The sequence below is a fragment of the Anoxybacillus sp. TBDG-1 genome (assembly GCF_054815885.1).
Map to the genome: position 1 here is coordinate 30662 of NZ_JBTZSY010000015.1, position 25453 is coordinate 56114.

The 25453-nt window shown below is 41.4% G+C and carries 43 protein-coding genes; 41 read left to right on the forward strand and 2 right to left on the reverse strand.

The genetic code is table 11. The features are described from left to right. The first annotated feature begins 92 nt into the window (after positions 1-92). The 40 genes from tuf (at position 93) to ACYQY7_RS06610 (ending at position 22942) form a co-directional block, all read left to right on the forward strand. On the forward strand, positions 93-1280 hold the full coding sequence (tuf, locus tag ACYQY7_RS06415; protein ID WP_461201268.1) for an elongation factor Tu: 1188 nt from the start codon (positions 93-95) through the stop codon (positions 1278-1280). 277 nt (positions 1281-1557) lie between these two features. Beyond that, entirely contained in the window at positions 1558-1866 is a 309-nt protein-coding gene (gene rpsJ / locus ACYQY7_RS06420) for a 30S ribosomal protein S10 (protein WP_021095335.1), read from the forward strand. A gap of 23 nt (positions 1867-1889) precedes the next feature. Continuing rightward, on the forward strand, positions 1890-2516 hold the full coding sequence (rplC, locus tag ACYQY7_RS06425) for a 50S ribosomal protein L3 (protein WP_461201269.1): 627 nt from the start codon (positions 1890-1892) through the stop codon (positions 2514-2516). Between the two features lie 27 nt (positions 2517-2543). Next, entirely contained in the window at positions 2544-3167 is a 624-nt protein-coding gene (gene rplD / locus ACYQY7_RS06430; RefSeq protein WP_461201270.1) for a 50S ribosomal protein L4, read from the forward strand. Beyond that, complete coding sequence (rplW, locus tag ACYQY7_RS06435) at positions 3167-3454, forward strand: 50S ribosomal protein L23 (protein WP_003397660.1); 288 nt, start codon at positions 3167-3169, stop codon at positions 3452-3454. Before rplD ends, rplW begins: the two co-directional genes overlap by 1 nt. Before the next feature lie 27 nt (positions 3455-3481). Continuing rightward, positions 3482-4312: a 50S ribosomal protein L2 gene (rplB, locus tag ACYQY7_RS06440; RefSeq protein ID WP_003397662.1), complete on the forward strand. Its 831-nt coding sequence runs from the start codon at positions 3482-3484 to the stop codon at positions 4310-4312. A 57-nt stretch (positions 4313-4369) separates the two neighbouring features. Next, the gene (rpsS, locus tag ACYQY7_RS06445) at positions 4370-4648 is read left to right on the forward strand and encodes a 30S ribosomal protein S19 (protein ID WP_004888674.1); all 279 of its coding nucleotides are present in this window, start codon (positions 4370-4372) and stop codon (positions 4646-4648) included. Positions 4649-4668: 20 nt separating this feature from the next. After that, positions 4669-5010 (forward strand): 50S ribosomal protein L22, encoded by a 342-nt coding sequence (rplV, locus tag ACYQY7_RS06450; protein WP_006322652.1) that lies wholly within the window; start codon positions 4669-4671, stop codon positions 5008-5010. A 3-nt stretch (positions 5011-5013) separates the two neighbouring features. Then, the gene (rpsC, locus tag ACYQY7_RS06455) at positions 5014-5670 is read left to right on the forward strand and encodes a 30S ribosomal protein S3 (RefSeq protein ID WP_461201271.1); all 657 of its coding nucleotides are present in this window, start codon (positions 5014-5016) and stop codon (positions 5668-5670) included. A gap of 2 nt (positions 5671-5672) precedes the next feature. Further along, a complete protein-coding gene (rplP, locus tag ACYQY7_RS06460; RefSeq protein ID WP_003397670.1) occupies positions 5673-6107 on the forward strand; it encodes a 50S ribosomal protein L16 in 435 nt (144 codons plus the stop codon). Next, positions 6097-6297, forward strand: a complete 201-nt coding sequence (gene rpmC, locus ACYQY7_RS06465) for a 50S ribosomal protein L29 (protein ID WP_003397671.1) — start codon at positions 6097-6099, stop codon at positions 6295-6297. Before rplP ends, rpmC begins: the two co-directional genes overlap by 11 nt. 25 nt (positions 6298-6322) lie before the next feature. Next, complete coding sequence (gene rpsQ, locus ACYQY7_RS06470) at positions 6323-6586, forward strand: 30S ribosomal protein S17 (protein ID WP_003397674.1); 264 nt, start codon at positions 6323-6325, stop codon at positions 6584-6586. Between the two features lie 48 nt (positions 6587-6634). Then, positions 6635-7003 (forward strand): 50S ribosomal protein L14, encoded by a 369-nt coding sequence (gene rplN / locus ACYQY7_RS06475; protein WP_003397675.1) that lies wholly within the window; start codon positions 6635-6637, stop codon positions 7001-7003. A gap of 36 nt (positions 7004-7039) precedes the next feature. Continuing rightward, positions 7040-7351 (forward strand): 50S ribosomal protein L24, encoded by a 312-nt coding sequence (gene rplX / locus ACYQY7_RS06480; protein WP_461201272.1) that lies wholly within the window; start codon positions 7040-7042, stop codon positions 7349-7351. Positions 7352-7380: 29 nt separating this feature from the next. Then, positions 7381-7920, forward strand: coding sequence for a 50S ribosomal protein L5 (rplE, locus tag ACYQY7_RS06485; RefSeq protein WP_032101421.1), 540 nt, complete (start codon positions 7381-7383; stop codon positions 7918-7920). 34 nt (positions 7921-7954) lie between these two features. Further along, positions 7955-8140 carry a 30S ribosomal protein S14 gene (rpsN, locus tag ACYQY7_RS06490; RefSeq protein WP_003397678.1) on the forward strand — a complete coding sequence of 62 codons (186 nt, stop codon included), beginning with the start codon at positions 7955-7957 and terminating at the stop codon, positions 8138-8140. A gap of 33 nt (positions 8141-8173) precedes the next feature. Further along, the gene (gene rpsH, locus ACYQY7_RS06495; RefSeq protein ID WP_003397680.1) at positions 8174-8572 is read left to right on the forward strand and encodes a 30S ribosomal protein S8; all 399 of its coding nucleotides are present in this window, start codon (positions 8174-8176) and stop codon (positions 8570-8572) included. Between the two features lie 30 nt (positions 8573-8602). After that, positions 8603-9142, forward strand: coding sequence for a 50S ribosomal protein L6 (rplF, locus tag ACYQY7_RS06500; protein WP_461201273.1), 540 nt, complete (start codon positions 8603-8605; stop codon positions 9140-9142). Between the two features lie 32 nt (positions 9143-9174). Beyond that, a complete protein-coding gene (rplR, locus tag ACYQY7_RS06505) occupies positions 9175-9537 on the forward strand; it encodes a 50S ribosomal protein L18 (RefSeq protein WP_009361496.1) in 363 nt (120 codons plus the stop codon). A gap of 19 nt (positions 9538-9556) precedes the next feature. After that, positions 9557-10057, forward strand: coding sequence for a 30S ribosomal protein S5 (rpsE, locus tag ACYQY7_RS06510; RefSeq protein ID WP_055442040.1), 501 nt, complete (start codon positions 9557-9559; stop codon positions 10055-10057). A gap of 14 nt (positions 10058-10071) precedes the next feature. Then, positions 10072-10260 (forward strand): 50S ribosomal protein L30, encoded by a 189-nt coding sequence (rpmD, locus tag ACYQY7_RS06515; RefSeq protein ID WP_003397685.1) that lies wholly within the window; start codon positions 10072-10074, stop codon positions 10258-10260. Positions 10261-10274: 14 nt separating this feature from the next. Next, complete coding sequence (gene rplO, locus ACYQY7_RS06520; RefSeq protein ID WP_461201274.1) at positions 10275-10715, forward strand: 50S ribosomal protein L15; 441 nt, start codon at positions 10275-10277, stop codon at positions 10713-10715. Then, positions 10715-12007: a preprotein translocase subunit SecY gene (gene secY / locus ACYQY7_RS06525; RefSeq protein ID WP_461201275.1), complete on the forward strand. Its 1293-nt coding sequence runs from the start codon at positions 10715-10717 to the stop codon at positions 12005-12007. The genes rplO and secY overlap by 1 nt, the downstream gene beginning before the upstream one ends. Positions 12008-12066: 59 nt before the next feature. Next, entirely contained in the window at positions 12067-12717 is a 651-nt protein-coding gene (locus tag ACYQY7_RS06530; protein WP_461201276.1) for an adenylate kinase, read from the forward strand. Then, the gene (gene map / locus ACYQY7_RS06535) at positions 12717-13463 is read left to right on the forward strand and encodes a type I methionyl aminopeptidase (protein WP_461201277.1); all 747 of its coding nucleotides are present in this window, start codon (positions 12717-12719) and stop codon (positions 13461-13463) included. The genes ACYQY7_RS06530 and map overlap by 1 nt, the downstream gene beginning before the upstream one ends. 98 nt (positions 13464-13561) lie before the next feature. Further along, positions 13562-13780: a translation initiation factor IF-1 gene (gene infA / locus ACYQY7_RS06540; RefSeq protein ID WP_003247618.1), complete on the forward strand. Its 219-nt coding sequence runs from the start codon at positions 13562-13564 to the stop codon at positions 13778-13780. 30 nt (positions 13781-13810) lie between these two features. Next, a complete protein-coding gene (gene rpmJ / locus ACYQY7_RS06545; protein ID WP_000868344.1) occupies positions 13811-13924 on the forward strand; it encodes a 50S ribosomal protein L36 in 114 nt (37 codons plus the stop codon). A 22-nt stretch (positions 13925-13946) separates the two neighbouring features. Further along, entirely contained in the window at positions 13947-14312 is a 366-nt protein-coding gene (gene rpsM, locus ACYQY7_RS06550; RefSeq protein WP_003397691.1) for a 30S ribosomal protein S13, read from the forward strand. A gap of 25 nt (positions 14313-14337) precedes the next feature. After that, positions 14338-14727, forward strand: coding sequence for a 30S ribosomal protein S11 (gene rpsK, locus ACYQY7_RS06555; protein WP_055442044.1), 390 nt, complete (start codon positions 14338-14340; stop codon positions 14725-14727). A gap of 168 nt (positions 14728-14895) precedes the next feature. Further along, positions 14896-15840, forward strand: a complete 945-nt coding sequence (locus tag ACYQY7_RS06560; protein WP_004888705.1) for a DNA-directed RNA polymerase subunit alpha — start codon at positions 14896-14898, stop codon at positions 15838-15840. Positions 15841-15900: 60 nt separating this feature from the next. Further along, positions 15901-16263, forward strand: a complete 363-nt coding sequence (gene rplQ, locus ACYQY7_RS06565) for a 50S ribosomal protein L17 (RefSeq protein WP_003397694.1) — start codon at positions 15901-15903, stop codon at positions 16261-16263. A gap of 113 nt (positions 16264-16376) precedes the next feature. After that, entirely contained in the window at positions 16377-17231 is an 855-nt protein-coding gene (locus ACYQY7_RS06570; RefSeq protein ID WP_461201278.1) for an energy-coupling factor ABC transporter ATP-binding protein, read from the forward strand. Further along, complete coding sequence (locus tag ACYQY7_RS06575; protein WP_461201279.1) at positions 17189-18058, forward strand: energy-coupling factor ABC transporter ATP-binding protein; 870 nt, start codon at positions 17189-17191, stop codon at positions 18056-18058. The genes ACYQY7_RS06570 and ACYQY7_RS06575 overlap by 43 nt, the downstream gene beginning before the upstream one ends. Next, entirely contained in the window at positions 18055-18852 is a 798-nt protein-coding gene (locus tag ACYQY7_RS06580) for an energy-coupling factor transporter transmembrane component T family protein (protein WP_461201280.1), read from the forward strand. The genes ACYQY7_RS06575 and ACYQY7_RS06580 overlap by 4 nt, the downstream gene beginning before the upstream one ends. Positions 18853-18867: 15 nt before the next feature. Continuing rightward, on the forward strand, positions 18868-19608 hold the full coding sequence (gene truA, locus ACYQY7_RS06585; protein ID WP_461201281.1) for a tRNA pseudouridine(38-40) synthase TruA: 741 nt from the start codon (positions 18868-18870) through the stop codon (positions 19606-19608). Positions 19609-19754: 146 nt separating this feature from the next. Next, positions 19755-20189 carry a 50S ribosomal protein L13 gene (rplM, locus tag ACYQY7_RS06590; protein WP_461201282.1) on the forward strand — a complete coding sequence of 145 codons (435 nt, stop codon included), beginning with the start codon at positions 19755-19757 and terminating at the stop codon, positions 20187-20189. Positions 20190-20211: 22 nt separating this feature from the next. Further along, entirely contained in the window at positions 20212-20604 is a 393-nt protein-coding gene (gene rpsI, locus ACYQY7_RS06595) for a 30S ribosomal protein S9 (protein WP_003397701.1), read from the forward strand. 94 nt (positions 20605-20698) lie between these two features. After that, positions 20699-21103 carry a DUF2521 family protein gene (locus ACYQY7_RS06600; RefSeq protein ID WP_461201283.1) on the forward strand — a complete coding sequence of 135 codons (405 nt, stop codon included), beginning with the start codon at positions 20699-20701 and terminating at the stop codon, positions 21101-21103. A 55-nt stretch (positions 21104-21158) separates the two neighbouring features. Then, positions 21159-21857 (forward strand): N-acetylmuramoyl-L-alanine amidase CwlD, encoded by a 699-nt coding sequence (gene cwlD, locus ACYQY7_RS06605; RefSeq protein ID WP_461201284.1) that lies wholly within the window; start codon positions 21159-21161, stop codon positions 21855-21857. 80 nt (positions 21858-21937) lie between these two features. Beyond that, on the forward strand, positions 21938-22942 hold the full coding sequence (locus ACYQY7_RS06610) for an Mrp/NBP35 family ATP-binding protein (RefSeq protein ID WP_461201285.1): 1005 nt from the start codon (positions 21938-21940) through the stop codon (positions 22940-22942). A gap of 73 nt (positions 22943-23015) precedes the next feature. Here ACYQY7_RS06610 and gerD read toward each other — a convergent pair whose 3' ends face one another. Next, positions 23016-23612, reverse strand: coding sequence for a spore germination lipoprotein GerD (gene gerD / locus ACYQY7_RS06615; protein WP_461201286.1), 597 nt, complete (start codon positions 23610-23612; stop codon positions 23016-23018). A gap of 131 nt (positions 23613-23743) precedes the next feature. Between gerD and ACYQY7_RS06620 the strand changes: the two genes are divergently transcribed. Then, entirely contained in the window at positions 23744-24340 is a 597-nt protein-coding gene (locus ACYQY7_RS06620; RefSeq protein WP_461201287.1) for a KinB-signaling pathway activation protein, read from the forward strand. A 16-nt stretch (positions 24341-24356) separates the two neighbouring features. Here the strand turns inward: ACYQY7_RS06620 and pdaB are convergent, their stop codons facing one another. Next, a complete protein-coding gene (pdaB, locus tag ACYQY7_RS06625; protein ID WP_461201288.1) occupies positions 24357-25118 on the reverse strand; it encodes a polysaccharide deacetylase family sporulation protein PdaB in 762 nt (253 codons plus the stop codon). Positions 25119-25453: the final 335 nt, after the last annotated feature.

Genomic DNA, 25453 nt, shown 5'->3' on the forward strand with positions numbered 1-25453 from the left:
TACTTATGTAAGACTTGGAAGTGGACGTGCCTGTGCACTTTCACTTCCGAGCATTCTATACTTAATAAAAAAACACTAAGGAGGATATTATAATGGCTAAAGCGAAATTCGAACGCACGAAACCACACGTCAACATTGGTACAATTGGCCACGTTGACCACGGTAAAACAACTTTAACAGCTGCAATCACAACAGTTCTTGCGAAACAAGGTAAAGCAGAAGCACGCGCATATGATCAAATCGACGCTGCTCCAGAAGAGCGTGAGCGCGGAATTACAATCTCAACTGCACACGTTGAGTACGAAACTGACAACCGTCACTATGCACACGTTGACTGCCCAGGTCACGCAGACTACGTGAAAAACATGATCACAGGTGCTGCGCAAATGGACGGCGCGATTCTTGTTGTGTCTGCTGCTGACGGTCCAATGCCACAAACTCGTGAGCACATTCTTCTTTCTCGCCAAGTAGGCGTACCTTACATCGTTGTATTCTTAAACAAATGCGACATGGTAGACGACGAAGAGCTTTTAGAGCTTGTTGAAATGGAAGTTCGTGACTTGTTATCTGAATACGACTTCCCTGGAGACGAAGTTCCTGTTATTAAAGGTTCTGCGTTAAAAGCGCTTGAAGGAGATCCAGCTTGGGAAGGAAAAATCATCGAGCTTATGAACGCTGTTGATGAGTACATCCCAACTCCACAACGCGAAGTTGACAAACCATTCATGATGCCAGTTGAGGACGTATTTTCAATCACTGGTCGTGGTACAGTTGCTACTGGTCGTGTTGAGCGCGGTATCTTAAAAGTTGGTGACCAAGTAGAAATCATTGGTCTTTCTGAAGAGCCAAAAACAACAACTGTTACAGGTGTTGAAATGTTCCGTAAGCTTCTTGATCAAGCAGAAGCTGGTGACAACATCGGTGCACTTCTTCGCGGTGTTTCTCGTGACGAAGTACAACGCGGTCAAGTATTAGCAAAACCAGGAACAATCACTCCACACACAAAATTTAAAGCGCAAGTTTACGTATTAACAAAAGAAGAGGGTGGACGTCATACTCCATTCTTCTCTAACTACCGTCCACAATTCTACTTCCGTACAACGGACGTAACAGGTATCATTCAACTTCCGGAAGGTGTTGAGATGGTAATGCCTGGTGACAATATCGAAATGACAGTAGAATTAATCGCACCAATCGCGATCGAAGAAGGTACAAAATTCTCGATCCGCGAAGGTGGACGTACAGTAGGTGCAGGTTCTGTATCTGAAATCATCGAGTAATCGATTGGGGTGGTCTAGCGGTCAGCTAGACCACTTGTTTTTTTGCTCCATTGAAAATACATGACGAAATATGTATAATAGGAAAGGCAGTTTGCAAAGAAAAGAAATAAAAAACTTGCATTGAATATAAAAATTATATATAATAATAAACGTTGGTCTTTGACTGCGATGAAGTGGAAGGTTGCTGACACACCCGGCCGCTTTGCCATGGCGAGTGTGAAGGAAATTTCCATGGAGAATGTCTATTTTAAAAATAGGCGAAGAAGGAGGGAAAATAATGGCAAAAGAAAAAATTCGTATTCGTTTGAAAGCATATGATCATCGAATTCTTGATCAATCTGCTGAGAAAATTGTGGAAACTGCAAAGCGTTCAGGCGCAACTGTATCTGGACCGATTCCGTTACCAACTGAAAAAACGGTGTACACGATCTTACGTGCGGTTCATAAATACAAAGATTCTCGTGAACAATTCGAAATGCGCACACATAAACGCTTAATTGATATCGTTAATCCGACTCCACAAACAGTAGATTCTTTAATGCGTCTAGACTTACCGTCTGGTGTCGATATTGAAATCAAGTTGTAATTGCGATATAGGAGGTGTGAAAGATGAAAGGAATCTTAGGAAGAAAAATCGGCATGACTCAAGTGTTCGCTGAAAACGGGGATCTTATTCCTGTAACGGTTATTCAAGCGACTCCAAACGTAGTTCTTCAAAAGAAAACGATTGAAAACGACGGTTATGAAGCGATTCAATTAGGTTTTGAAGATTTGCGTGAGAAGTTGGCGAACAAGCCCCAAAAAGGTCATGCTGCGAAGGCAAACACCACACCTAAGCGCTTCGTTCGTGAAATTCGTGGTGTGAATCTTGCAGAATATGAAGTAGGTCAAGAAGTAAAAGTGGACGTTTTCAACGAAGGTGAAATCGTTGATGTCACAGGTACGTCAAAAGGTAAAGGTTTCCAAGGTGTAATCAAACGCCACGGACAATCTCGTGGACCAATGGCTCACGGTTCTCGTTACCATCGTCGTCCTGGTTCAATGGGTCCGATCGCTCCAAACCGTGTATTTAAATCAAAAGAGCTTCCAGGTCGCATGGGTGGCGAGCGTGTAACAGTACAAAACTTAAAAGTTGTTAAAGTGGATCCAGAACGCAACTTAATTTTAATTAAAGGAAATGTACCAGGTCCAAACAAAGGACTTGTGATCATTAAAAGCGCGGTTAAAGCGAAATAATTTCTTTAAGAAAGGAGGAAACACCCAATGCCAAAAGTAGCATTGTACAACCAAAACGGAGAAAACATCGGTGAAATCGAATTAAACGATGCCGTATTTGGTATTGAACCGAACAAACATGTGTTATTTGAAGCGGTAATTATGCAACGTGCTTCCTTGCGTCAAGGAACTCATAAAACAAAAAATCGTGCAGAAGTGAGCGGCGGTGGCCGTAAACCATGGCGTCAAAAAGGTACTGGACGCGCTCGCCAAGGATCGATCCGTTCCCCACAATGGCGTGGCGGTGGTATTGTATTTGGTCCAGTTCCACGCAGCTACAGCTACAAACTTCCGAAAAAAGTTCGTCGCTTAGCAATTAAATCAGCTTTATCTTCAAAAGTGCTTGAAAACAGCATCGTTGTATTAGACAATTTAACGCTTGAAGCACCGAAAACAAAAGAAATGGTTAAAATTTTAAACAATCTTTCTGTTGATCGCAAAGCGTTAATTGTAACAGTAGATGCAAATGAGAATGTTATTCTTTCAGCTCGCAACATTCCAGGGGTCACAGTTGTGACAGCAAGCGGAATTAACGTTCTTGATGTACTCAACCACGACAAGCTTATCATTACGAAAGCTGCTGTGGAAAAAGTAGAGGAGGTGCTTGCATAATGAAAGATCCTCGCGATATTATTAAGCGCCCCGTCATTACTGAACGTTCAACAGAGTTAATGACTGAGAAAAAATATACGTTCGAAGTTGATGTGAAAGCGAACAAAACAGAGGTAAAAGACGCGATCGAAGCGATTTTCGGCGTGAAAGTAGCGAAAGTTAATATTATGAACTATAAAGGGAAGTTCAAACGTGTTGGTCGCTATAGTGGCTTAACAAATCGTCGTCGCAAAGCGATTGTTACGTTAACGCCAGACAGCAAAGAGATCGAACTATTTGAAGTATAAGTTTAAAAGTGAAGGAGGGAAACGGACATGGCGATTAAAAAATATAAGCCAACGTCTAACGGTCGTCGTGGTATGACGGTTTTAGACTTCTCTGAGCTTACAACAGATAAGCCGGAAAAATCGTTGCTTGCGCCTTTAAAGAAAAAGGGCGGTCGTAACAACCAAGGTAAATTAACAGTTCGTCACCAAGGTGGCGGTCATAAGCGTCAATATCGTATTATTGACTTTAAACGCGATAAAGATGGCATTCCAGGACGCGTTGCTACAATCGAATACGATCCAAACCGTTCTGCGAACATCGCGTTAATTCATTACGCTGATGGTGAAAAGCGTTACATCATCGCACCGAAAAACTTAGAAGTTGGCATGGAAATCATGTCAGGTCCAGATGCGGATATTAAAGTAGGTAACGCATTACCTTTAGCAAACATTCCAGTCGGTACAGTTATTCACAACATCGAATTAAAACCTGGTAAAGGCGGACAGTTAGTGCGCGCTGCAGGTACATCTGCACAAGTGCTTGGTAAAGAAGGCAAGTACGTACTCGTTCGTTTATCTTCAGGTGAAGTTCGTATGATTTTAGCAACTTGCCGTGCAACAGTCGGTCAAGTTGGCAACGAACAACATGAGCTTGTGAACATCGGTAAAGCTGGACGCGCTCGTTGGTTAGGCATTCGTCCAACTGTTCGTGGTTCTGTTATGAACCCAGTAGATCACCCACATGGTGGTGGTGAAGGTAAAGCACCAATCGGACGTAAGTCTCCAATGACTCCATGGGGTAAACCAACGCTTGGATTTAAAACGCGTAAGAAGAAAAATAAATCTGATAAATTTATCGTACGTCGTCGTAAAAAATAACGGGGTTGGGCTACGGTTCACAAGAACCGTAGAGCAATCACGAAAGGAGGTTCACTTATGGGTCGCAGCTTGAAAAAAGGTCCTTTTTGTGATGATCATTTAATGAAAAAAATCGAGAAGTTGAATGAAACTGGACAAAAACAAGTGATCAAAACATGGTCTCGTCGTTCGACAATTTTCCCACAATTCATTGGTCACACAATCGCTGTTTACGATGGTCGTAAACACGTTCCAGTCTACATCACAGAGGACATGGTCGGTCATAAGCTCGGTGAGTTCGCGCCAACGCGCACGTATAAAGGTCACGCTGCTGATGACAAGAAAACAAAACGTTAATATGAGAGGAGGCTTCATTTATGCAAGCTAAAGCTGTTGCTAGAACGGTTCGAATTGCTCCTCGTAAAGCTCGTTTAGTGATTGATTTAATTCGAGGAAAGCAAGTGAGTGAAGCAGTTGCGATTCTTCGCCATACGCCAAAAGCTGCTTCTCCGATTATCGAGAAAGTATTAAAATCTGCAGTGGCAAACGCAGAACATAACTATGACATGGACGTGAACAAACTTGTTGTTACAGAAGCTTATGTGAACGAGGGACCAACATTGAAACGTTTCCGTCCTCGTGCACAAGGTCGTGCGAGCGCAATTAACAAACGCACAAGCCATATCACGATCGTTGTTTCAGAAAAGAAGGAGGGATAATCAGTGGGTCAAAAGGTAAATCCAATCGGTCTTCGCATTGGTATTATCCGTGATTGGGAATCAAGATGGTACGCTGAAAAAGATTACGCGAACCTTTTACACGAAGATCTTAAAATTCGTGAGTACCTCACAAAGCGCTTAAGCGATGCAGCTGTTTCTCGCATTGAAATCGAGCGCGCAGCAAACCGTGTAAATATTACAATCCATACAGCGAAACCAGGTATGGTAATCGGTAAAGGTGGATCTGAAGTTGAAGCGCTTCGTAAAGCGTTGAACGAATTAACTGGCAAACGTGTTCATATCAACATCGTTGAAATTAAAAAGCCGGACTTAGAAGCAAAACTTGTTGCGGAAAATATCGCGCGTCAAATTGAAAACCGCGTATCATTCCGTCGTGCGCAAAAACAAGCCATTCAACGCACAATGCGCGCAGGTGCTAAAGGGATTAAAACGATGGTATCTGGTCGTTTAGGTGGAGCAGATATCGCTCGCTCAGAACATTACAGCGAAGGAACAGTTCCACTTCATACTCTTCGCGCTGACATTGATTATGCAACAGCAGAAGCGGACACAACATACGGAAAAATCGGCGTGAAAGTATGGATTTATCGTGGAGAGGTCCTTCCTACGAAAAAGAAAACTGAGGAAGGAGGAAATTAATCATGTTAATGCCAAAACGCGTAAAATATCGTCGTGAACATCGCGGTCGCATGAAAGGTCGCGCAAAAGGCGGTACGGAAGTACATTTTGGTGAGTACGGCTTACAAGCGTTAGAGCCAGCATGGATTACAAACCGTCAAATCGAGGCTGCTCGTCGTGCGATGACTCGTTACATGAGACGTGGCGGTAAAGTATGGATTAAAATTTTCCCTTCAAAACCATATACAGCAAAACCACTTGAAGTGCGCATGGGTTCCGGTAAAGGTGCTCCTGAAGGTTGGGTAGCTGTAGTTAAACCTGGTAAAGTGATGTTTGAAATCGCGGGAGTTTCTGAAGAAGTAGCTCGCGAGGCGTTACGTCTTGCTTCTCATAAACTTCCAATCAAATGTAAATTCGTAAAACGTGAAGAAATTGGTGGTGAATCAAATGAAAGCTAAAGAAATTCGTGAACTTACCACTGCCGAGATTGAACAAAAAATTAAAGCGTTGAAAGAAGAGTTATTCAACCTTCGCTTCCAATTGGCAACAGGTCAATTAGAGAATACTGCTCGTATTCGTGAAGTACGCAAAGCGATTGCGCGTATGAAAACTGTTATTCGCGAAAGAGAGATCGCTGCTAATAAATAATTGATATCGAGAGGAGGTTCGCACAATGAGTGAACGCAACAATCGTAAAGTTCTCGTCGGCCGTGTTGTTTCCGATAAAATGGATAAAACAATTACGGTTCTTGTAGAAACTTATAAAAAGCATCCTCTTTACGGCAAACGCGTAAAGTATTCGAAAAAATATAAGGCACATGACGAAAACAATGTAGCAAAAGTGGGCGATATCGTAAAAATCATGGAAACACGTCCTCTTTCTGCGACAAAACGTTTCCGTCTTGTTGAAGTAGTCGAAAAAGCTGTTATTGTTTAATGAATATGTTCGGAATGATGGATACAAATCCGAAAGGAGGTTTCGTCAATGATTCAACAAGAAACTCGTATGAAAGTTGCTGATAACTCTGGTGCACGTGAAGTGCTTGTCATTAAAGTGCTAGGTGGTTCTGGTCGTCGCTATGCAAACGTTGGCGACATTGTTGTGGCGACAGTTAAAGATGCAACACCAGGTGGCGTTGTTAAAAAAGGTCAAGTTGTTAAAGCGGTTGTTGTTCGTACGAAACGTGGCGTGCGCCGTACAGACGGTTCTTACATCCGTTTTGATGAAAATGCTTGCGTAATCATTCGTGATGACAAGAGCCCACGTGGTACACGTATTTTCGGGCCAGTTGCTCGTGAATTGCGTGAAAAAGACTTTATGAAAATCGTTTCTTTAGCTCCAGAAGTGATTTAATGAAAAGGAAAAGCCTTTTAAGGAGGTGCGATTCAGATGCATGTAAAAAAAGGTGATAAAGTACAAGTAATCTCTGGTAAAGATAAAGGCAAACAAGGCATTATTCTCGCTGCGTTTCCAAAGAAAAACCGAGTGCTTGTTGAAGGTGTAAATATCGTGAAAAAACACGTAAAACCTTCCCAAGCAAATCCACAAGGCGGCATCATCAGCCAAGAGGCGCCAATCCACGTATCAAACGTAATGCCTCTTGATCCAAAAACAGGATTACCAACTCGTGTTGGATACAAAGTAGTTGACGGTAAAAAAGTTCGCTATGCGAAACGTTCTGGTGAAATTTTAGACAAATAATGAAGTGATCGAGGAAGGGAGGTACTCAAATGAACCGCCTTAAAGAAAAGTATGTGAAAGAAGTTGTTCCTGCTCTGATGAGCAAGTTTAACTATAAATCTGTGATGCAAGTTCCAAAAATCGAGAAAATTGTCATCAACATGGGTGTTGGTGATGCGGTACAAAACGCAAAAGCGTTAGATAACGCAGTGGAAGAACTCGCATTAATTTCTGGTCAAAAACCAGTTGTTACACGCGCGAAAAAATCAATCGCTGGTTTCCGTCTTCGTGAAGGAATGCCAATCGGTGCGAAAGTAACGCTTCGCGGTGAGCGTATGTACGAGTTTTTCGATAAGCTCGTGTCTGTTTCTTTACCGCGCGTTCGCGACTTCCGTGGTGTTTCTAAAAAATCTTTCGACGGACGCGGCAACTACACATTAGGTGTAAAAGAGCAATTAATTTTCCCTGAAATTGACTACGACAAAGTAAACAAAGTTCGCGGTATGGACATCGTCATCGTTACAACTGCGAAAACAGACGAGGAAGCTCGTGAATTACTTACGTTGCTCGGTATGCCATTCCAAAAATAATCATTCCCATTCGTAAAAAGAGGGAGGCGAAAACGTGGCTAAAAAATCAATGATCGCGAAACAAAAACGCACACCAAAGTTTAAAGTGCAAGCGTACACTCGTTGTGAGCGTTGTGGACGTCCACACTCTGTATATCGCAAATTTAAACTTTGCCGTATTTGTTTCCGTGAATTAGCGTATAAAGGTCAAATTCCTGGTGTGAAAAAAGCAAGCTGGTAATAAACCCATGAGTTGGGAAGGAGGTAAAACATAATGGTGATGACAGATCCAATTGCAGATATGCTTACTCGCATTCGTAATGCGAACATGGTGCGTCACGAAAAACTTGAAGTTCCTGCTTCAAAAATTAAAAGAGAAATCGCTGAAATTTTAAAGCGTGAAGGTTTCATTCGTGATGTCGAATACATTGAAGATAACAAACAAGGTATTCTTCGAATTTTCTTAAAGTACGGTCCAAATAACGAGCGCGTAATTACAGGTCTTAAACGCATTAGCAAACCTGGTTTGCGCGTATATGCGAAAGCTGATGAAGTGCCACGCGTATTGAACGGTTTAGGAATCGCAATTCTTTCAACATCTCAAGGTATTTTAACTGACAAAGAGGCACGTCAAAAACGTACTGGCGGCGAAGTGTTAGCATACATTTGGTAATTAGTTTTTTCAAGAATGGAGGTGTCAAGTATGTCACGTGTTGGTAAAAAACCAATTGAAATTCCGGCTGGTGTCACAGTCACAATCAACGGCAACACAGTTACAGTAAAAGGACCGAAAGGCGAATTGACTCGCACTTTCCATCCGGACATGACGATTACGTTAGAAGGTAACACTTTAACGGTTACTCGCCCAAGCGATGAAAAAGCGCATCGTACACTTCACGGTACGACTCGCAGCTTGCTTGCAAACATGGTGGAAGGTGTTTCGAAAGGATATGAGAGAGGGCTTGAATTAGTAGGGGTCGGTTATCGTGCGACAAAACAAGGCAAAAAGCTTGTTTTAAGCGTAGGATACTCTCATCCTGTTGAAATCGAGCCAGAAGAAGGACTCGAAATCGAAGTTCCTTCACAAACAAAAATCATCGTTAAAGGTGCGGACAAACAACGTGTTGGTGAATTAGCAGCAAACATTCGTGCCGTTCGTTCACCAGAGCCTTATAAAGGAAAAGGGATTCGCTACGAAGGCGAAGTTGTACGTCGTAAAGAAGGTAAAACAGGTAAGAAATAATGCTGCTTAGGTAAATGAAAGGAGTGACACGAATGATCACTAAGCTTGATAAAAATGCAGTTCGCAAAAAAAGACACGCTCGTGTTCGTCGTAAAGTAGTAGGAACTGCGGAACGTCCACGCTTAAATGTGTTCCGTTCAAACAAACACATTTACGCGCAAATTATTGACGATATGAAAGCTGTGACGCTCGTTAGCGCGTCAACATTAGATAAAGAATTCGACTTAGAATCAACAGGTAATGTTGAAGCAGCTCAAAAAGTGGGCGAATTAATTGCTAAACGTGCGCTTGAAAAAGGCATTACATCGGTTGTATTTGACCGTGGCGGATATTTATATCATGGACGTGTTAAAGCACTTGCAGACGCTGCTCGTGAAGCTGGATTACAATTCTAATTAAGAAGGAGGGACAGAGATGCGTCGCATTGATCCAAATAAACTTGAACTAGAAGAACGCGTTGTTGCCGTTAACCGCGTAGCTAAAGTTGTAAAAGGTGGACGTCGTTTCCGTTTCGCTGCGTTAGTCGTTGTTGGTGACAAAAACGGTCATGTCGGCTTTGGAACAGGAAAAGCTCAAGAAGTTCCAGATGCTATTCGTAAAGCGATTGAAGACGCGAAGAAAAACTTGATTACTGTACCGATCGTTGGTACAACAATTCCACATGAAGTGATCGGGCATTTCGGTGCAGGTGAAATCATTTTAAAACCAGCATCTGAAGGTACTGGGGTTATCGCTGGAGGTCCTGCGCGTGCGGTATTAGAGTTAGCAGGTGTTAGCGATATTTTATCGAAGTCAATCGGTTCCAACACGCCAATCAACATGGTACGCGCAACAATCGACGGTTTGAAGCAATTGAAACGCGCTGAAGAAGTAGCAAAATTGCGCGGTAAAACAGTTGAGGAACTGTTAGGATAAGGGAGGGAAAAATGATGGCAAAAAAATTAGCAATTACCCTCACTCGCAGCGTAATTGGTCGTCCGCAGGACCAACGCGTGACGGTTAAAACATTAGGTTTACGAAAATTACATCAAACAGTTGTTCATAACGACAATCCGGCCATTCGTGGAATGATTAATAAAGTTTCTCACCTTGTAACAGTAAAAGAATTAGAAGAATAAGGAGGTGCCTAGACATGAAGCTACATGAATTACAACCAGCACCGGGTTCCCGTAAAGAACGCAACCGTGTTGGTCGTGGTATCGGTTCTGGTAACGGAAAAACTTCTGGTAAAGGACACAAAGGGCAAAACGCTCGCTCTGGTGGCGGCGTACGCATAGGCTTTGAAGGCGGTCAAACACCTTTATTCCGTCGTTTACCAAAACGCGGTTTTACAAACATTCATCGTAAAGAATATGCGATCGTTAACCTCGAAGCGTTAAATCGCTTTGAAGACGGTACGGAAGTAACACCAGAATTGTTGCTTGAAACAGGAGTAGTAAGCAAGTTAAAAGCAGGCATCAAAGTTCTTGGAAACGGTGAGCTTACGAAAAAGTTAACAGTAAAAGCTCATAAATTCTCTACCTCTGCAAAAGAAGCGATCGAAGCTGCTGGCGGTACAACTGAGGTGATTTAATGTTTCGAACAATCTCCAATTTTATGCGCGTGGGTGATATAAGAAGAAAAATTATGTTCACCCTTCTTATGCTCATTGTATTTCGCATCGGTACGTTTATTCCTGTGCCGGGTGTCAATGCAGATGTATTAAAAATGCAAGATCAGTTCAACGCTTTCGGTGTATTGAACACTTTCGGTGGTGGCGCCTTACAAAACTTTTCTATTTTTGCTATGGGCGTCATGCCATACATTACGGCATCCATCATTGTACAACTATTGCAGATGGATGTTGTTCCTAAATTTACGGAATGGTCGAAACAAGGAGAAGTAGGCCGCCGTAAACTCGCTCAGTTTACTCGCTATTTCACGATTGTGCTTGGTTTTATCCAAGCGTTCGCTATGTCATACGGGTTTCATAATATGTCTGGTGGTGTACTCATTAAAAACCCAGGCATTCCGACATATTTGCTTATTGCGCTCGTTTTAACAGCAGGCACAGCTTTTTTAATGTGGCTCGGTGAGCAAATTACAGCCAAAGGTGTTGGGAACGGTATTTCTGTTTTGATTTTTGCAGGGATTGTTTCAGGTATCCCAACAACGCTCAATCAAATTTACGTGCAGCAGTTTGAAAATGCTGGCGATCAGCTGTTTTTACGCATCGTCACAGTACTATTAGTCGCTTTAGCAGTTGTTGCAGTCATCGTTGGTGTCATTTATATGCAACAAGCTTTTCGGAAAATCCCAATTCAGTATGCGAAGCGATTAGAAGGACGTAGTCCAGTAGGTGGTCATTCGACACACATTCCGTTGAAAGTCAATCCGGCAGGCGTTATTCCGGTTATTTTTGCAGTGTCGTTTATTATTACTCCACCGACGATTGCATCGTTTTTCGGCTCGAATGATGTAACATTGTGGATTAAAAAAGTTTTTGACTACACACAACCAGTTGGGATGATCATATACATCGCTTTAATTGTTGCCTTTACGTATTTTTATGCGTTTGTTCAAGTTAATCCGGAACAAATGGCTGACAATTTGAAAAAGCAAGGTGGTTATATTCCAGGCATTCGTCCAGGAAAGAACACGCAAGAATTTATTACACGCGTTTTATATCGATTAACTTTCGTCGGAGCTCTATTTTTAGCAGCAATCGCTGTTCTTCCTGTCTTCTTTATCGAGTTCGCTAAACTACCGCCTTCTGCTCAAATTGGAGGAACGAGCTTGCTGATCGTCGTCGGTGTTGCTTTAGAGACGATGAAGCAGCTAGAAAGCCAATTAGTGAAGCGCCATTATAAAGGCTTTATTAAATAAAAAGAGGTGTTGGGAATTTTATTCCCTCTACCTCACATAGAGCTGAGGGGGAGAAATTGATGAATTTAGTATTAATGGGGCTGCCGGGCGCTGGAAAAGGCACGCAGGCAGAAAAAATTGTTGAGAAATACAAAATTCCTCACATTTCTACTGGGGATATGTTTCGAGCAGCGATCAAAGAAGGAACAGAGCTCGGTTTACAGGCGAAGTCATATATGGATCGCGGTGATCTTGTTCCAGACGAAGTGACTATTGGCATTGTTCGTGAACGATTAAGTAAGGGCGATTGCCAAAACGGATTTTTGCTTGACGGTTTCCCGCGAACAGTCGCTCAAGCAGAAGCGTTAGAAACACTTCTTCAACAATTGAACCGTTCCATTGATTATGTCATTAACATCGAAGTAGATAAGAGCATTTTAATGGAGCGTTTAACAGGCAGACGCATTTGCAAAGAATGTGGCGCAACGTACCATCTCGTATTTAATCCACCAGCCCAAGCAGGTGTTTGCGATAAGTGTGGTGGAGAGTTGTATCAACGTGCAGATGATAACGAAGCGACCGTAGCAAATCGTCTTGAAGTCAATATGAAGCAAGCGCAACCGTTGCTGGATTTTTATGCAGCAAAAGGGTACTTGCGCAACATTAACGGACAACAACATATTGATCAAGTGTTTGCTGACATTTGTGAATTACTTGGGGGCTTACAATAATGATCATTTGCAAAACCCCACGCGAAATTGAAATTATGCGTGAAGCTGGTCGAATTGTTGCCTTAACTCATCAAGAATTACAAAAATATATCGAACCAGGCATAACGACAAGAGAACTCGATCATATTGCTGAAACGTTTATTCGTAAACATGATGCAATTCCTTCGTTTAAAGGATATAATGGATTCCAAGGGAGCATTTGTACGTCCGTAAATGAAGAGCTCGTTCACGGCGTTCCGGGAGACCTTGTGCTTCGCGAAGGAGATATTATTAGCATCGATATTGGCGCAAAATATAATGGATATCACGGCGATTCGGCTTGGACATATCCGGTCGGGGTCATATCCGAAGAGGCAAAAAAACTGTTAGAAGTAACAGAACAGTCATTGTATCGCGGATTGGAAGAAGCGAAACCTGGCGCACGGTTAACGAACATTTCCCATGCGATCCAAACGTACGTTGAGGCACGTAACTTTTCCGTTGTGCGTGAGTATGTTGGACATGGAATTGGTCAAGACTTACATGAAGATCCGCAAATCCCACATTACGGTCCGCCAAATAAAGGGCCGCGGTTAAAGCCAGGCATGGTTCTGTGCATTGAACCGATGGTGAATGCAGGAACCCGTTATGTTCGCACGTTAGAAGATAATTGGACAGTCGTCACAGTGGATGGTAAACTTTGTGCTCATTTTGAGCATACGATTGCTATTACTGAGACGGGATATGAAATTTTAACAACACTTTGAACGCTTTAACCTTCTTTGCGGATGCGCATCGTAAGCTTTAAACTGGTCGTGTTAGTTGAACATGTTACTCATTTCAAAAAAGAAGGGAGAGCCGTTCAATGGCGAAAGACGATGTAATTGAAGTAGAAGGTACAGTCGTTGAAACGTTACCTAATGCGATGTTCCGAGTAGAGCTTGAAAACGGTCATACTGTTTTAGCTCACGTTTCAGGTAAAATTCGTATGCATTTTATTCGAATTTTACCGGGTGATAAAGTGACGGTGGAACTATCACCTTACGATTTAACACGTGGAAGAATTACGTATCGATATAAATAACACTCCGCACGAACAAGGAGGTAAGTTCACATGAAGGTTAGACCATCTGTAAAACCAATTTGCGAAAAATGCAAAGTCATTCGCAGACGCGGAAAAGTTATGGTTATTTGTGAAAATCCAAAGCATAAGCAAAAACAAGGATAAAACTTGAGGAGGTGTACAAATCATGGCACGTATTGCAGGTGTAGATATTCCTCGTGACAAACGTGTAGTCATTTCATTAACATACATTTATGGAATCGGTAAAGCAACTGCACAAAAAATCTTAGCAGAAGCTGGCGTATCTGAAGACACTCGTGTTCGCGATTTAACAGAAGAAGAATTAGGAAAAATTCGCGAAATCGTAGATCGCTTAAAAGTAGAAGGGGATCTCCGTCGTGAAGTATCTTTAAACATTAAACGTTTAATGGAGATCGGTTGCTACCGTGGTCTTCGTCATCGTCGCGGATTGCCAGTTCGTGGCCAAAATACGAAAAACAACGCTCGTACACGTAAAGGTCCACGTCGTACAGTAGCCAATAAGAAAAAATAATTAAGTAAAGGAGGTTCGTGAACGAATGGCACGTAAAACGAATACGCGTAAACGTCGTGTAAAAAAGAATATTGAATCTGGTATCGCTCATATCCGTTCGACTTTTAACAACACAATCGTCACAATTACAGACGTTCATGGAAATGCAATTTCTTGGTCAAGTGCAGGTGCATTAGGCTTCAAAGGTTCTCGTAAGTCTACTCCGTTTGCTGCACAAATGGCTGCAGAAGCTGCTGCAAAAGCGTCAATAGAGCATGGCATGAAAACTGTTGAAGTAAACGTAAAAGGTCCGGGTGCTGGTCGTGAAGCAGCAATTCGTGCACTTCAAGCGGCTGGATTAGAAATTACAGCAATTAAAGATGTTACACCGGTTCCACATAACGGATGCCGTCCGCCAAAACGTCGTCGTGTTTAATTTCTCTGTATAGAATTTGCGTATGTGTCAATAATGGGATATAGTCATTGTTACAGGGAAATAAAAAACAGTTGTTGTGCACATTCGGGAACTTATTCATGGGGGAATTTCGATTGAGCTGTCATCGGTTTAATCGGGGTTTCGACGTTTTGAAGGAGGGTTAAAGGAATGCTGGAAATCGAAAAGCCGAAAATCGAAACGGTTGAAATCAGCGAGGATGCCAAATATGGCAAATTCGTCGTTGAACCACTTGAGCGTGGATATGGTACAACTTTGGGTAACTCCTTACGTCGTATCCTGTTATCCTCACTCCCTGGTGCCGCTGTAACATCTGTTCAAATAGATGGTGTATTGCACGAGTTTTCAACAATTGATGGCGTCGTGGAAGATGTAACAACGATTATTTTAAACATTAAAAAGCTAGCGCTAAAAATTTATTCGGACGAAGAAAAGACGCTTGAGATTGATGTACAGGGTGAAGGAGTCGTTACAGCTGCCGATATTACTCACGATAGCGATGTAGAAATTCTCAATCCAGACCTTCATATCGCTACGTTAGCAAAAGACGGTCGCTTACGGATGAGAATGACAGCAAAACGCGGACGTGGGTATACACCAGCTGACGCTAACAAGCGCGAGGATCAACCGATAGGTGTTATCCCGATCGATTCCATTTATACGCCGGTATCGCGCGTATCTTACCAAGTCGAGAATACGCGCGTCGGTCAAATGACAAATTACGACAAGTTAACGATCGACGTGTGGACAGATGGTAGCATCGGCCCGAAAGAAGCAATCTCACTGGGGGCAAAAATTTTAACAGAGCACTTGAATATTTTTGTGAACTTAACAGATGAAGCGCAACACGCTGAAATCATGATCGAAAAAGAAGAAGATCAAAAAGAAAAAGTGCTCGAGATGACAATTGAAGAGCTTGATCTTTCTGTTCGTTCGTACAACTGCTTAAAGCGTGCTGGCATTAACACAGTACAAGAGCTTGCGCAAAAAACAGAAGAAGATATGATGAAAGTGCGCAACTTAGGCCGCAAGTCGCTTGAAGAAGTAAAGGCGAAGTTAGAAGAGCTAGGATTAAGCTTACGTAAAGATGACTAGTTAAGCGTTTGGTTAACTAGGCATTTTCATGTTAAAAGTGAAATAAAGGAGGGACATCACATGTCTTACAGAAAATTAGGACGCACAAGCTCTCAACGTAAAGCGTTGCTTCGTGACTTAGTGACAGACTTAATCATTAATGAGCGAATTGAAACAACAGAAGCTCGTGCAAAAGAGTTGCGTTCTGTTGTAGAAAAAATGATTACATTAGGAAAGCGTGGCGATTTGCATGCACGTCGCCAAGCTGCTGCATTCGTACGCAAAGAAGTCGCAAACACAGAAACAGGTCAGGATGCAATTCAAAAATTGTTTAGCGACATCGCACCGCGTTACCAAGACCGTCAAGGTGGTTACACACGCATTATGAAACTTGGACCACGCCGCGGTGACGGTGCGCCAATGGTCATTATTGAACTAGTTTAATACGTTTTTACAAGGGCGAGACAGTTTTTGAACTGGATCTATGCCCTTTTTTTGTTTCTTTTTTTGTAGTAGAGTAGAGAGTAAGAAAATTCAGAAGAGATGAGGAGAGAGTTGTGGAAGTTGCATTACGTGTGGAACATGTAAGTTTTCAATATGCAAACGAAAAAACATATGCTTTACAAAACGTTTCGTTTCAAGTGTATAAGGGTGAATGGGTAACAATTGTTGGTCATAACGGATCGGGAAAGTCAACCCTTGCTAAGCTATTAATCGGTTTATTGCCACCGACAAGTGGAGCGATTCACGTATGTGGCATCCCGTTAAATGAAGAAACAGTATGGGATGTTCGAGAGCAATTAGGCATCGTTTTTCAAAACCCGGATAACCAGTTTGTTGGAACGACGGTTCAAGATGACGTCGCCTTTGGTCTTGAAAATCGTGGCGTACAAAAAAATGAAATGGTAAAGCGCATAAACGAAGCGCTAAAAAAAGTAGAAATGGAAAATTTTATTAATGAAGAACCACATCGTCTGTCAGGTGGACAAAAACAACGTGTGGCGATCGCGAGCGCCATCGCTCTTGAACCGAATATTATCATTTTAGACGAAGCGACATCGATGCTTGATCCGAGAGGAAAAAAAGAAGTGCTTCAAGTGATGCAATCGCTTCGTCGTGAACGCGATATGACTGTTATTTCAATTACTCATGATTTAAATGAAGTGGCAAAAGCTGATCGAGTGATTGTCATGAATAAAGGAAAGATTGCATTAGAAGGAACGCCTAAACATATTTTTGCGTATGGGTCGAAGTTGGAAGAGATAGGGTTAGACTTACCATTTTCGCTCCAACTAAGTCGGCGGTTGAAGGAAAGTTACATTCCAATTACAACCGATCATTTGACAATAGAGGGGTTGGTGAGTGAATTATGGACATTGTATTCCGCGATGTCGAACATCGCTACCAAATAAATACCCCTTTCGAAAAGCGGGCGCTGTACGATATTCATATGGATATTCCTAACGGTTCATACGTAGCTGTTGTTGGTCATACAGGATCGGGAAAGTCAACCCTTTTGCAACATTTAAATGGTTTACTTCAACCGACAAAAGGGACGATCCATCTTGGCAATTACACAATTACAGCAGGAAAAAAAGAAAAACATTTAAAGCCTTTACGAAAAAAAGTAGGTATCGTTTTTCAATTTCCTGAACATCAGCTATTTGAAGAAACGGTAGAAAAAGATATTTGTTTTGGACCAATAAATTTTGGTATGAACGCGGAAGAAGCGAAAGCTCGTGTGGGAGAATGGTTAGCACTTGTCGGATTGCCAGAAGAAGTGCGACATAAATCTCCATTTGCTTTAAGTGGTGGGCAAATGCGACGTGTGGCTATTGCCGGTGTGTTAGCAATGGACCCAGAAGTGCTCGTGTTAGATGAACCTACTGCGGGATTAGATCCTCGTGGGCGAAAAGAAATGATGGACATGTTTGCAAAACTTCAACGGCAAAAACATATGACGATTGTACTTGTTACACATAGTATGGAAGAGGCAGCACGTTATGCGGATGACATCATCGTGATGCATCAAGGAACAATTGTGCGAAGAGGAGCACCAGAACATATTTTCCGTCATGTCGATGATTTAATAAGCCTTGGACTAGATGTCCCTGAACCAGTTTTGTTGCAACGGGCAATCGAACAAAAATTTGGCGTCCAGTTTCATGCCCCTTGGTTGACGATGGAAGACGTCATTAAAAACTTACAAACGTTATTTACTAGGGTGAAGAGCATATGATGAATAGTATGATTATCGGAAAGTATGTTCCTGGAGGTTCTCTCATTCATCGTCTTGATCCACGCACAAAACTGTTGCTTATGTTTATATATGTATTCATTGTGTTTCTTGCTAATAATGAATGGACGTATGGAGTGTTGACTTTTTTTACATGTGCGTTGTTGTTTTTATCGCGCATACCGTTTTCGTTCATAATTAAAGGATTAAAACCAGTTTTATGGGTCATTGTGTTTACATTTCTTCTTCACGTACTGCTAACAAAAGAAGGGGATGTCGTTTTTCAATGGCTTGGGATCGAAGTGTACGACAAAGCGATCCAGCAAGGGGCGTTTATTTCTTTACGCTTTTTGCTTCTTATCGTTGTTACAACGCTAGTGACGTTAACAACGACGCCGATTGAAGTGACCGATGGGATGGAATCATTACTTTCACCATTAAAAAAGTGGAATATACCTGTTCATGAGCTAGCGTTAATGATGTCGATTTCTCTTCGTTTTATTCCAACATTGATGGAAGAAACTGAGAAGATTATGAAAGCTCAAATGGCTCGCGGTGTCGATTTTTCAAGCGGACCGCTGTCAGAACGAATGAAGGCGATGACGGCGTTGCTTGTTCCGCTATTCATTAGCGCATTTAAACGGGCAGAAGAGCTAGCTGTTGCCATGGAAGTGCGCGGATACCGTGGCGGGAACGGTCGAACGAAATGGCGCGAGTTGACGTGGAGACGCATAGATACGGCTTTTATGCTTTTACTTGGCTTATTGGCTGTTTTGTTATGGTTACTTCGTTCATAAAAAGGAGCGAACATCATGAGAAGAATCAAATGCATCATTGCGTATGATGGTACGCATTTTGCAGGATACCAAATTCAACAACAAAAGCGAACTGTACAAGGAGAGCTTGAGCGTGCGCTCTCGACCATCCATAAAGGACAATTTGTTCGCGTATATGCGTCAGGACGAACGGATGCCACCGTTCATGCATATGGACAAGTTATTCATTTTGATACACCGCTTGCGATTCCTGATGAAAGATGGTCCAAAGCGTTAAATGTACTTCTTCCTGATGACATCATTGTCAAAGAGGCAAGTGAAGTATCGCCTTCCTTTCATGCGCGATTTAGCGTGAAAAAGAAAGAATATCGTTACCGCGTCTGGACGGGAGAGAAAAACGTGTTTTTGCGTCATTATGTATATCACTATCCGTATCAACTTAATGTAACGAACATGAACGAAGCACTTCATTATTTAATCGGAACGCATGATTTCACGAGTTTTTGTTCAGCAAAAACGGAAATAGAAGATAAAGTTCGCACAATTTATGAGGCGGAAGTCATTCCACAAGACAAAGAATTGATCTTTCGTTTTGTTGGCAACGGTTTTTTGTACAATATGGTTCGTATTATCGTTGGGACGGTGTTAGAAGTCGGACGTGGGAAACGGCGTGCTGAAGAGATAAAGGCGATTTTGGAACAAAAAAATCGCAATGCTGCAGGAAAGACTGCACCGGGTCATGGTCTTTATTTATGGCACGTTTCGTATGACAACTAATCCAGGTGTAACATTTTCTTGACATTGGGTTATAGAAGAGATATTATATCATATGGTATGTATTTTAAACCCACGATTAGCCCCGGAAATTAATCGTGTTGAAATAAATATCGCTTGTTCATTTTTTATTTTAGGAGGGAAAACAAATGCGTACGTATATGGCGAAGCCAAATGAAGTAGAACGTAAATGGTACGTTGTTGATGCAGAAGGCAAAACGTTAGGACGTCTTGCTAGCGAAGTTGCTGCAATTTTGCGCGGTAAACATAAACCAACTTACACACCGCATGTTGACACAGGTGATCATGTGATCATCATCAACGCAGAAAAAGTTGAATTAACAGGTAAGAAATTAACAAACAAATTATACTACCGTCACAGCTTACATCCAGGCGGATTAAAAGTAAGAACAGCTCTTGAAATGCGCGCAAATTACCCAGAGCAAATGCTTGAAAAAGCCATTCGCGGCATGCTTCCAAAAGGTAGCCTTGGTCGTCAAATGTTCAAAAAATTGCACGTTTATCGCGGAAGTGAACATCCGCATCAAGCACAAAAACCAGAAGTTTATGAACTTCGCGGATAATTGATCAAAGGAGGGCATTATTTTGGCACAGGTACAATACTACGGCACAGGCCGTCGCAAAAGTTCAGTTGCGCGTGTGCGTCTCGTTCCAGGTGAAGGACGCATTATCGTAAATGGTCGTGATATTCGTGATTATGTTCCATATGAATCTTTAGTTGAAGTTGTCAAACAACCGCTCGTTTTAACAGAAACATTCGGTAGCTATGATGTATTAGTAAACGTAAGCGGCGGTGGATTTACAGGTCAAGCAGGCGCAATCCGTCATGGTATCGCTCGTGCGTTGTTACAAGTTGACCCTGAATACCGTCAAACATTAAAACGTGCAGGATTATTAACGCGCGACTCTCGTGTGAAAGAGCGTAAAAAATACGGTCTTAAAGGCGCTCGTCGTGCACCACAATTCTCAAAACGTTAATCATCTCAACAAATCTCGGCAACTATTTGCCGAGATTTTTTTTTGTATGTCCCTCTTGTTCATGCGAACAATATGTATGAGGAGGGACAGCTAAGTGGGAGTACTTACATCGTTTACAATAAAAAAGTTAGAAAAACAGCTTGCTTATGAGCGAAATGTATTGCGGGATCTTTCTTATCGTGAATTATGTAGACTTGTGCGCACGTATTGGCAACAATACATCATTGTTTCTGAGGTCATGGAAACGATATGTATCGATGTGGCGATTGAAGCGTATTTGATCGGAGCGCATTATAGCCGCTTTATACATTATGGTGAGTCAAAGGAAACGGTCAGAAGACGTTGTATCGATGAATATATGCAACTCATTGATGAATTGTATGACCGTATGAAAGAATACGGAGATGACATGTACGATGCATGTGCCCGTTACATCGATGGATGGTGGAAAGAAGGAATCGAAAAAGGGCTTCGTCGTCAACGCCTTCGTTTAAAATGACGGTTCTAAATTCTTCCCTTGTCCCATATAACATAAATAGTGGGGAGGAGAAGGGATGAAAATACGTATTGTTGTTTTTTTTGTTTTTTTTGTCCTTTTTTTACAGTTTTACGTACTTCATGATCACTCTTGGAAAGCGTGGAGTTTACCGTTATCAGGAAAAATTATCATTCTTGATCCAGGGCATGGGGGACCTGACGGGGGAGCAGTTGGAGGGGATGTTCTTGAGAAAGAAATCGCGCTACATGTAGCGTTAAAATTACGAGATTATTTGCAGCAGCAAGGTGCGCTCGTTCAAATGACGAGAGAAGGGGACTACGATTTAGCGAATGAACAAACGAGGGGATATAGCCGACGAAAAATAGAAGACTTACAACAGCGAGTCCAGTTTGTGAATGAGTCAGAGGCAAATTTCTTTATTAGTATTCATTTAAACGCCATCCCTTCATCAAAATGGCGAGGTGCACAAGTGTTTTATTATCCTTCATTAGAGGAAAATGTACGATTAGCGAAGTTTATTCAACAAGAGCTTCGCGTCAACTTGGAAAATACACATCGCTTAGCGAAGCCTATTCAAACCGTGTACTTATTAAAAATGGCGAAAAAGCCAGGGGCTTTAGTTGAGATTGGTTTTTTATCAAATGAGGAAGAACGAAAACTGCTAGCGTCTTCATCGTATCAAGAAAAGCTTGCCGCTTCGATTTACAAAGGCATTTTACGTTACGTGTCAAACGAACGGGATCCTTCTGAATGAGAAGGATTCATTTTTTTATTACAGAAAATTATGTTATATTGAAAGTGTGAAACCGAATACATAAGGATTGGTGAGGCGCGATGTTGACAGAAAAACAAGTTGTGGAGCTGCTCGAAACGATTTACGACCCTTTTTTGAAAAAAACGTTTAAAGAAACAGGAGCAATTCAAGAAGTCAAAATAAACAAAGAAAAGGGGTTAGTGAGCGTAAAAATTGCTTTAGCTAAAACAGGAACGGGAGAACAACTTCAAGTACAACAAACTGTTGTAGAACGTTTAAAAGACGCAGGAGCATCTTCTGTTGGGCTCCGTTTTGCTCAATTGCCGTTAGAAGAACGTGCAACAAATGAACCTATTTACTTAGCAATTGCAAGTGGAAAAGGTGGAGTAGGAAAGTCGACTGTATCAGTTAATTTAGCCGTTTCACTTGCTCGACTTGGGAAAAAAGTCGGGTTAATTGACGCTGACATTTATGGATTTAGTGTACCAGACATGATGGGTATTACAGAACGTCCAGTTGTTCGTGGAGAGAAAATTATTCCGGTTGAACGGTTTGGTGTGAAAGTTATTTCGATGGGCTTTTTTGTAGAAGATAACTCACCGATTATTTGGCGTGGGCCGATGCTTGGCAAAATGCTAAAAAACTTTTTTGATGAGGTGGAATGGGGCGAATTAGATTATTTATTATTAGACTTACCTCCAGGAACGGGTGATGTAGCATTAGATGTCCATACAATGCTTCCAACATCGAAAGAAATCATCGTGACAACCCCTCATCCAACCGCTGCGTTTGTTGCGGCGAGAGCGGGAGCGATGGCGGTTCGGACAAATCACGAGGTTGTTGGTGTCATCGAAAATATGTCGTATTTTGAAAGTAAAACAACAGGTGAAAAGGAATATATTTTTGGAAAAGGCGGTGGACAAAAATTAGCACAAGAATTACAGACGGATTTACTTGGGCAATTACCGCTTGGACAACCGAATTGGAACGATGATGATTTTGCTCCTTCTGTATATGGAGAAGATCATCCAATTGGAAAAGTGTATATGGATATTGCTAAAAAAATTATCGCAAAGTTACAATGAAGTGGCGTCTTTCTTTGATGATGGATTGTGCATATGTATTTACAAAGGGTGTCCCAGTAATCGAAGGACACCCTTATGCTGTTTGATCCTCGCTCGACCCCTCTTGATCAGGCTTTTTCTTGCCGCCTTGCATTTCTTCTGCTGCTTTCATAAGAATATCTTCAATTTTTGCTTTAAATAGCGGGCTGCTAAATGTCTCTGTAATCACTTTTTGCAAATGGGCGCGAAAATCCTTGTTTTTCATCTCTGTTTGTATTAATTTTTTCATTTCTGGGTTTTGCATAATTTCAACGACCATTGCTTGATATTCAGGGTCTTTCATTAGCGCTTTCAATAATTTTTCATGTTCTTCTTTCATGCTTTTCGCGAAATTTTGAGCGAACTTTGGGTCTTCAAATGCTTTTTTCCAAAACGCTTTTCCTTTGTCTGAAGTTAACGTTTCCTCAATCGTTTTTTTTACAACTTCTTGGTCCATGACGAGCTGCTGTTTTACTTTTTCATCACCCATCACTTCTTGAATCGCTTTTTTCCCTTCATCCGTTTTTAAAATATCAACGACCATTTTTTTCGTTTGATCGTAATCAGGTTGTGCAGGGGTTTTTTCTTGTTGAGCGCACCCTGTGAGCGCTAATACAAAACTAAATGCGAGGAGCAAAAATGTCCGATTCATAATTAAGAGCCCCTTTCAACAAGTTTCCTTACTGTTAATATTCAATGTTCTTTGCAAAAATATTCGCTAGCATTTTTCTGATTTCGTTGATAGAATTTTGAGAGGGATATTGAGAAGTGGAGGGTGCATAAGTGAACAGTCGAAAGTGGGTTCAATTGTTTTTTTCTACATTGTTTGTTGGCGGAATAAGTACGGGGATTGTTGGGTTCGCTGTGAAATGGAATGAATACGCACATCTTTTCATATCGTTTGAGATAAAAGAAATTTTATCTGTTCTCGTTTGGTTGATTGGTGTTGGTTTCATTTTTAGCGTCATTAGTCAAATGGGTTTTTTTGCATATTTAACAATTCATCGTTTTGGTCTCGGAATTTTTCGTTCGGTTGGATTATGGAATGCTGTACAAATCGTTCTCATTGCTTTCGTTTTATTTGATCTCGTTTATTTCCGTTATCAACTGTTTGCTAAGGAGGGAGAATCGCTTGTTAGCTATGTGCTAGTTGCTTTATTTATTTTTCTGTTTGGACTCATTGTTGCATACGTAAAAATGCGTGAAACAAATAAAGAAGCGTTTGTTCCTGCATTATTTTTTATGGTTGTTGTGACGGTCATTGAGTGGTTTCCAGTATTACGAATTAACGAAGAAAATTGGTTGTATTTAATGCTGTTCCCTTTATTAATTTGTAATGCGTATCAATTGCTTATTTTGCATAAGCTTTTACGTAAATAAAATGAGGCTGCAAGCCTCATTTTATTTCTTTGCTTTTTATATCAGCGTTGTTCACAAGGTCAGATATTCGCACGCTTTTATACCCTTCTTTTTTCATCCATGTAATGATTTGTTCTAATGCTTGAGCGGTTTGTTTTGCTGAATCTGAGGCATGAAGCAATACAATATCTCCGCCTTTTGTATTTTGTGTGACATTTTCGACAATTGTGTTCACCCCAGGATTGAGCCAATCTCTTGAATCAATACTCCAATGAACGACAGTATGACCGAAAGAATGAACAACTTTTAAGACATCTTTATTAAAATTTCCTGTCGGTACACGCAGAAAGGGAACGTGCTTAATGCCTAACGTGTCAAATACTTTTTTAGCTTGTGCTAAGTCGCGAATAATTTTCCCACGCTCTAGTTCAGTATAATTTTTGTATTCATAGCCCATACTCCCGATCTCGTGTCCATCGTCCATGATTTTTTTTACGATGCGCGGGTGGCGTTCAGCCCAAGAAGCAGATAGAAAAAATGTAGCTTTTATCCCGTGTTTTTTTAATACGCTCAAAATAGGTATGGCATTTGTTTCTCCCCAACTAATGTCAAACGTCAAGGCGAGTTCATTTTTTTTATTTTCGACTTTGTAGATGGCTTTCGGCCCAGGATCAGTCGAAAATACAGATTCATTTGCGAGCTGCTGAATGTACAAAATAGAGGCTGTGACAAAGGCGATTGATATAATGAGAAGCCATTTTTTAATTTTTTTTCCGTCGAGTATATAAAAAAACTTCAATATTCGTCCCCCCTTGTCCTTTTTATGACCATCTTATGCAAGAAATAACACGATATGAACAATGAATAAACGAGAACATTTTTTTGAAAAATATTGTTGACAATAAAATAAAACGTATGTTAAATTAATAAACGTCGTCAGCGACGAAAAAACGACTGACGATAGAAAAAATTGATTGACAATAAAAAAAAGAAATGTTAAAATAACCAAGCCATCGTTTGACGAAGATGTTCCTTGAAAACTGAACGAAGCGAAAAGCGTATGAAAGCTAAGGATAACTTTTCTATGGAGAGTTTGATCCTGGCTCAGGACGAACGCTGGCGGCGTGCCTAATA

Excerpts from the sequence above, each read along its gene's own strand:
- tuf (WP_461201268.1), top strand. The coding sequence starts at position 93 with ATGGCTAAAGCGAAATTCGAACGCACGAAACCACACGTCAACATTGGT.
- rpsJ (WP_021095335.1), top strand. The coding sequence starts at position 1,558 with ATGGCAAAAGAAAAAATTCGTATTCGTTTGAAAGCATATGATCATCGA.
- rplC (WP_461201269.1), top strand. The coding sequence starts at position 1,890 with ATGAAAGGAATCTTAGGAAGAAAAATCGGCATGACTCAAGTGTTCGCT.
- rplD (WP_461201270.1), top strand. The coding sequence starts at position 2,544 with ATGCCAAAAGTAGCATTGTACAACCAAAACGGAGAAAACATCGGTGAA.
- rplW (WP_003397660.1), top strand. The coding sequence starts at position 3,167 with ATGAAAGATCCTCGCGATATTATTAAGCGCCCCGTCATTACTGAACGT.
- rplB (WP_003397662.1), top strand. The coding sequence starts at position 3,482 with ATGGCGATTAAAAAATATAAGCCAACGTCTAACGGTCGTCGTGGTATG.
- rpsS (WP_004888674.1), top strand. The coding sequence starts at position 4,370 with ATGGGTCGCAGCTTGAAAAAAGGTCCTTTTTGTGATGATCATTTAATG.
- rplV (WP_006322652.1), top strand. The coding sequence starts at position 4,669 with ATGCAAGCTAAAGCTGTTGCTAGAACGGTTCGAATTGCTCCTCGTAAA.
- rplP (WP_003397670.1), top strand. The coding sequence starts at position 5,673 with ATGTTAATGCCAAAACGCGTAAAATATCGTCGTGAACATCGCGGTCGC.
- rpmC (WP_003397671.1), top strand. The coding sequence starts at position 6,097 with ATGAAAGCTAAAGAAATTCGTGAACTTACCACTGCCGAGATTGAACAA.
- rpsQ (WP_003397674.1), top strand. The coding sequence starts at position 6,323 with ATGAGTGAACGCAACAATCGTAAAGTTCTCGTCGGCCGTGTTGTTTCC.
- rplN (WP_003397675.1), top strand. The coding sequence starts at position 6,635 with ATGATTCAACAAGAAACTCGTATGAAAGTTGCTGATAACTCTGGTGCA.
- rplX (WP_461201272.1), top strand. The coding sequence starts at position 7,040 with ATGCATGTAAAAAAAGGTGATAAAGTACAAGTAATCTCTGGTAAAGAT.
- rplE (WP_032101421.1), top strand. The coding sequence starts at position 7,381 with ATGAACCGCCTTAAAGAAAAGTATGTGAAAGAAGTTGTTCCTGCTCTG.
- rpsH (WP_003397680.1), top strand. The coding sequence starts at position 8,174 with ATGGTGATGACAGATCCAATTGCAGATATGCTTACTCGCATTCGTAAT.
- rplF (WP_461201273.1), top strand. The coding sequence starts at position 8,603 with ATGTCACGTGTTGGTAAAAAACCAATTGAAATTCCGGCTGGTGTCACA.
- rplR (WP_009361496.1), top strand. The coding sequence starts at position 9,175 with ATGATCACTAAGCTTGATAAAAATGCAGTTCGCAAAAAAAGACACGCT.
- rpsE (WP_055442040.1), top strand. The coding sequence starts at position 9,557 with ATGCGTCGCATTGATCCAAATAAACTTGAACTAGAAGAACGCGTTGTT.
- rpmD (WP_003397685.1), top strand. The coding sequence starts at position 10,072 with ATGGCAAAAAAATTAGCAATTACCCTCACTCGCAGCGTAATTGGTCGT.
- rplO (WP_461201274.1), top strand. The coding sequence starts at position 10,275 with ATGAAGCTACATGAATTACAACCAGCACCGGGTTCCCGTAAAGAACGC.
- secY (WP_461201275.1), top strand. The coding sequence starts at position 10,715 with ATGTTTCGAACAATCTCCAATTTTATGCGCGTGGGTGATATAAGAAGA.
- ACYQY7_RS06530 (WP_461201276.1), top strand. The coding sequence starts at position 12,067 with ATGAATTTAGTATTAATGGGGCTGCCGGGCGCTGGAAAAGGCACGCAG.
- map (WP_461201277.1), top strand. The coding sequence starts at position 12,717 with ATGATCATTTGCAAAACCCCACGCGAAATTGAAATTATGCGTGAAGCT.
- infA (WP_003247618.1), top strand. The coding sequence starts at position 13,562 with ATGGCGAAAGACGATGTAATTGAAGTAGAAGGTACAGTCGTTGAAACG.
- rpmJ (WP_000868344.1), top strand. The coding sequence starts at position 13,811 with ATGAAGGTTAGACCATCTGTAAAACCAATTTGCGAAAAATGCAAAGTC.
- rpsM (WP_003397691.1), top strand. The coding sequence starts at position 13,947 with ATGGCACGTATTGCAGGTGTAGATATTCCTCGTGACAAACGTGTAGTC.
- rpsK (WP_055442044.1), top strand. The coding sequence starts at position 14,338 with ATGGCACGTAAAACGAATACGCGTAAACGTCGTGTAAAAAAGAATATT.
- ACYQY7_RS06560 (WP_004888705.1), top strand. The coding sequence starts at position 14,896 with ATGCTGGAAATCGAAAAGCCGAAAATCGAAACGGTTGAAATCAGCGAG.
- rplQ (WP_003397694.1), top strand. The coding sequence starts at position 15,901 with ATGTCTTACAGAAAATTAGGACGCACAAGCTCTCAACGTAAAGCGTTG.
- ACYQY7_RS06575 (WP_461201279.1), top strand. The coding sequence starts at position 17,189 with ATGGACATTGTATTCCGCGATGTCGAACATCGCTACCAAATAAATACC.
- ACYQY7_RS06580 (WP_461201280.1), top strand. The coding sequence starts at position 18,055 with ATGATGAATAGTATGATTATCGGAAAGTATGTTCCTGGAGGTTCTCTC.
- truA (WP_461201281.1), top strand. The coding sequence starts at position 18,868 with ATGAGAAGAATCAAATGCATCATTGCGTATGATGGTACGCATTTTGCA.
- rplM (WP_461201282.1), top strand. The coding sequence starts at position 19,755 with ATGCGTACGTATATGGCGAAGCCAAATGAAGTAGAACGTAAATGGTAC.
- cwlD (WP_461201284.1), top strand. The coding sequence starts at position 21,159 with ATGAAAATACGTATTGTTGTTTTTTTTGTTTTTTTTGTCCTTTTTTTA.
- ACYQY7_RS06610 (WP_461201285.1), top strand. The coding sequence starts at position 21,938 with ATGTTGACAGAAAAACAAGTTGTGGAGCTGCTCGAAACGATTTACGAC.
- gerD (WP_461201286.1), bottom strand. The coding sequence starts at position 23,612 with ATGAATCGGACATTTTTGCTCCTCGCATTTAGTTTTGTATTAGCGCTC.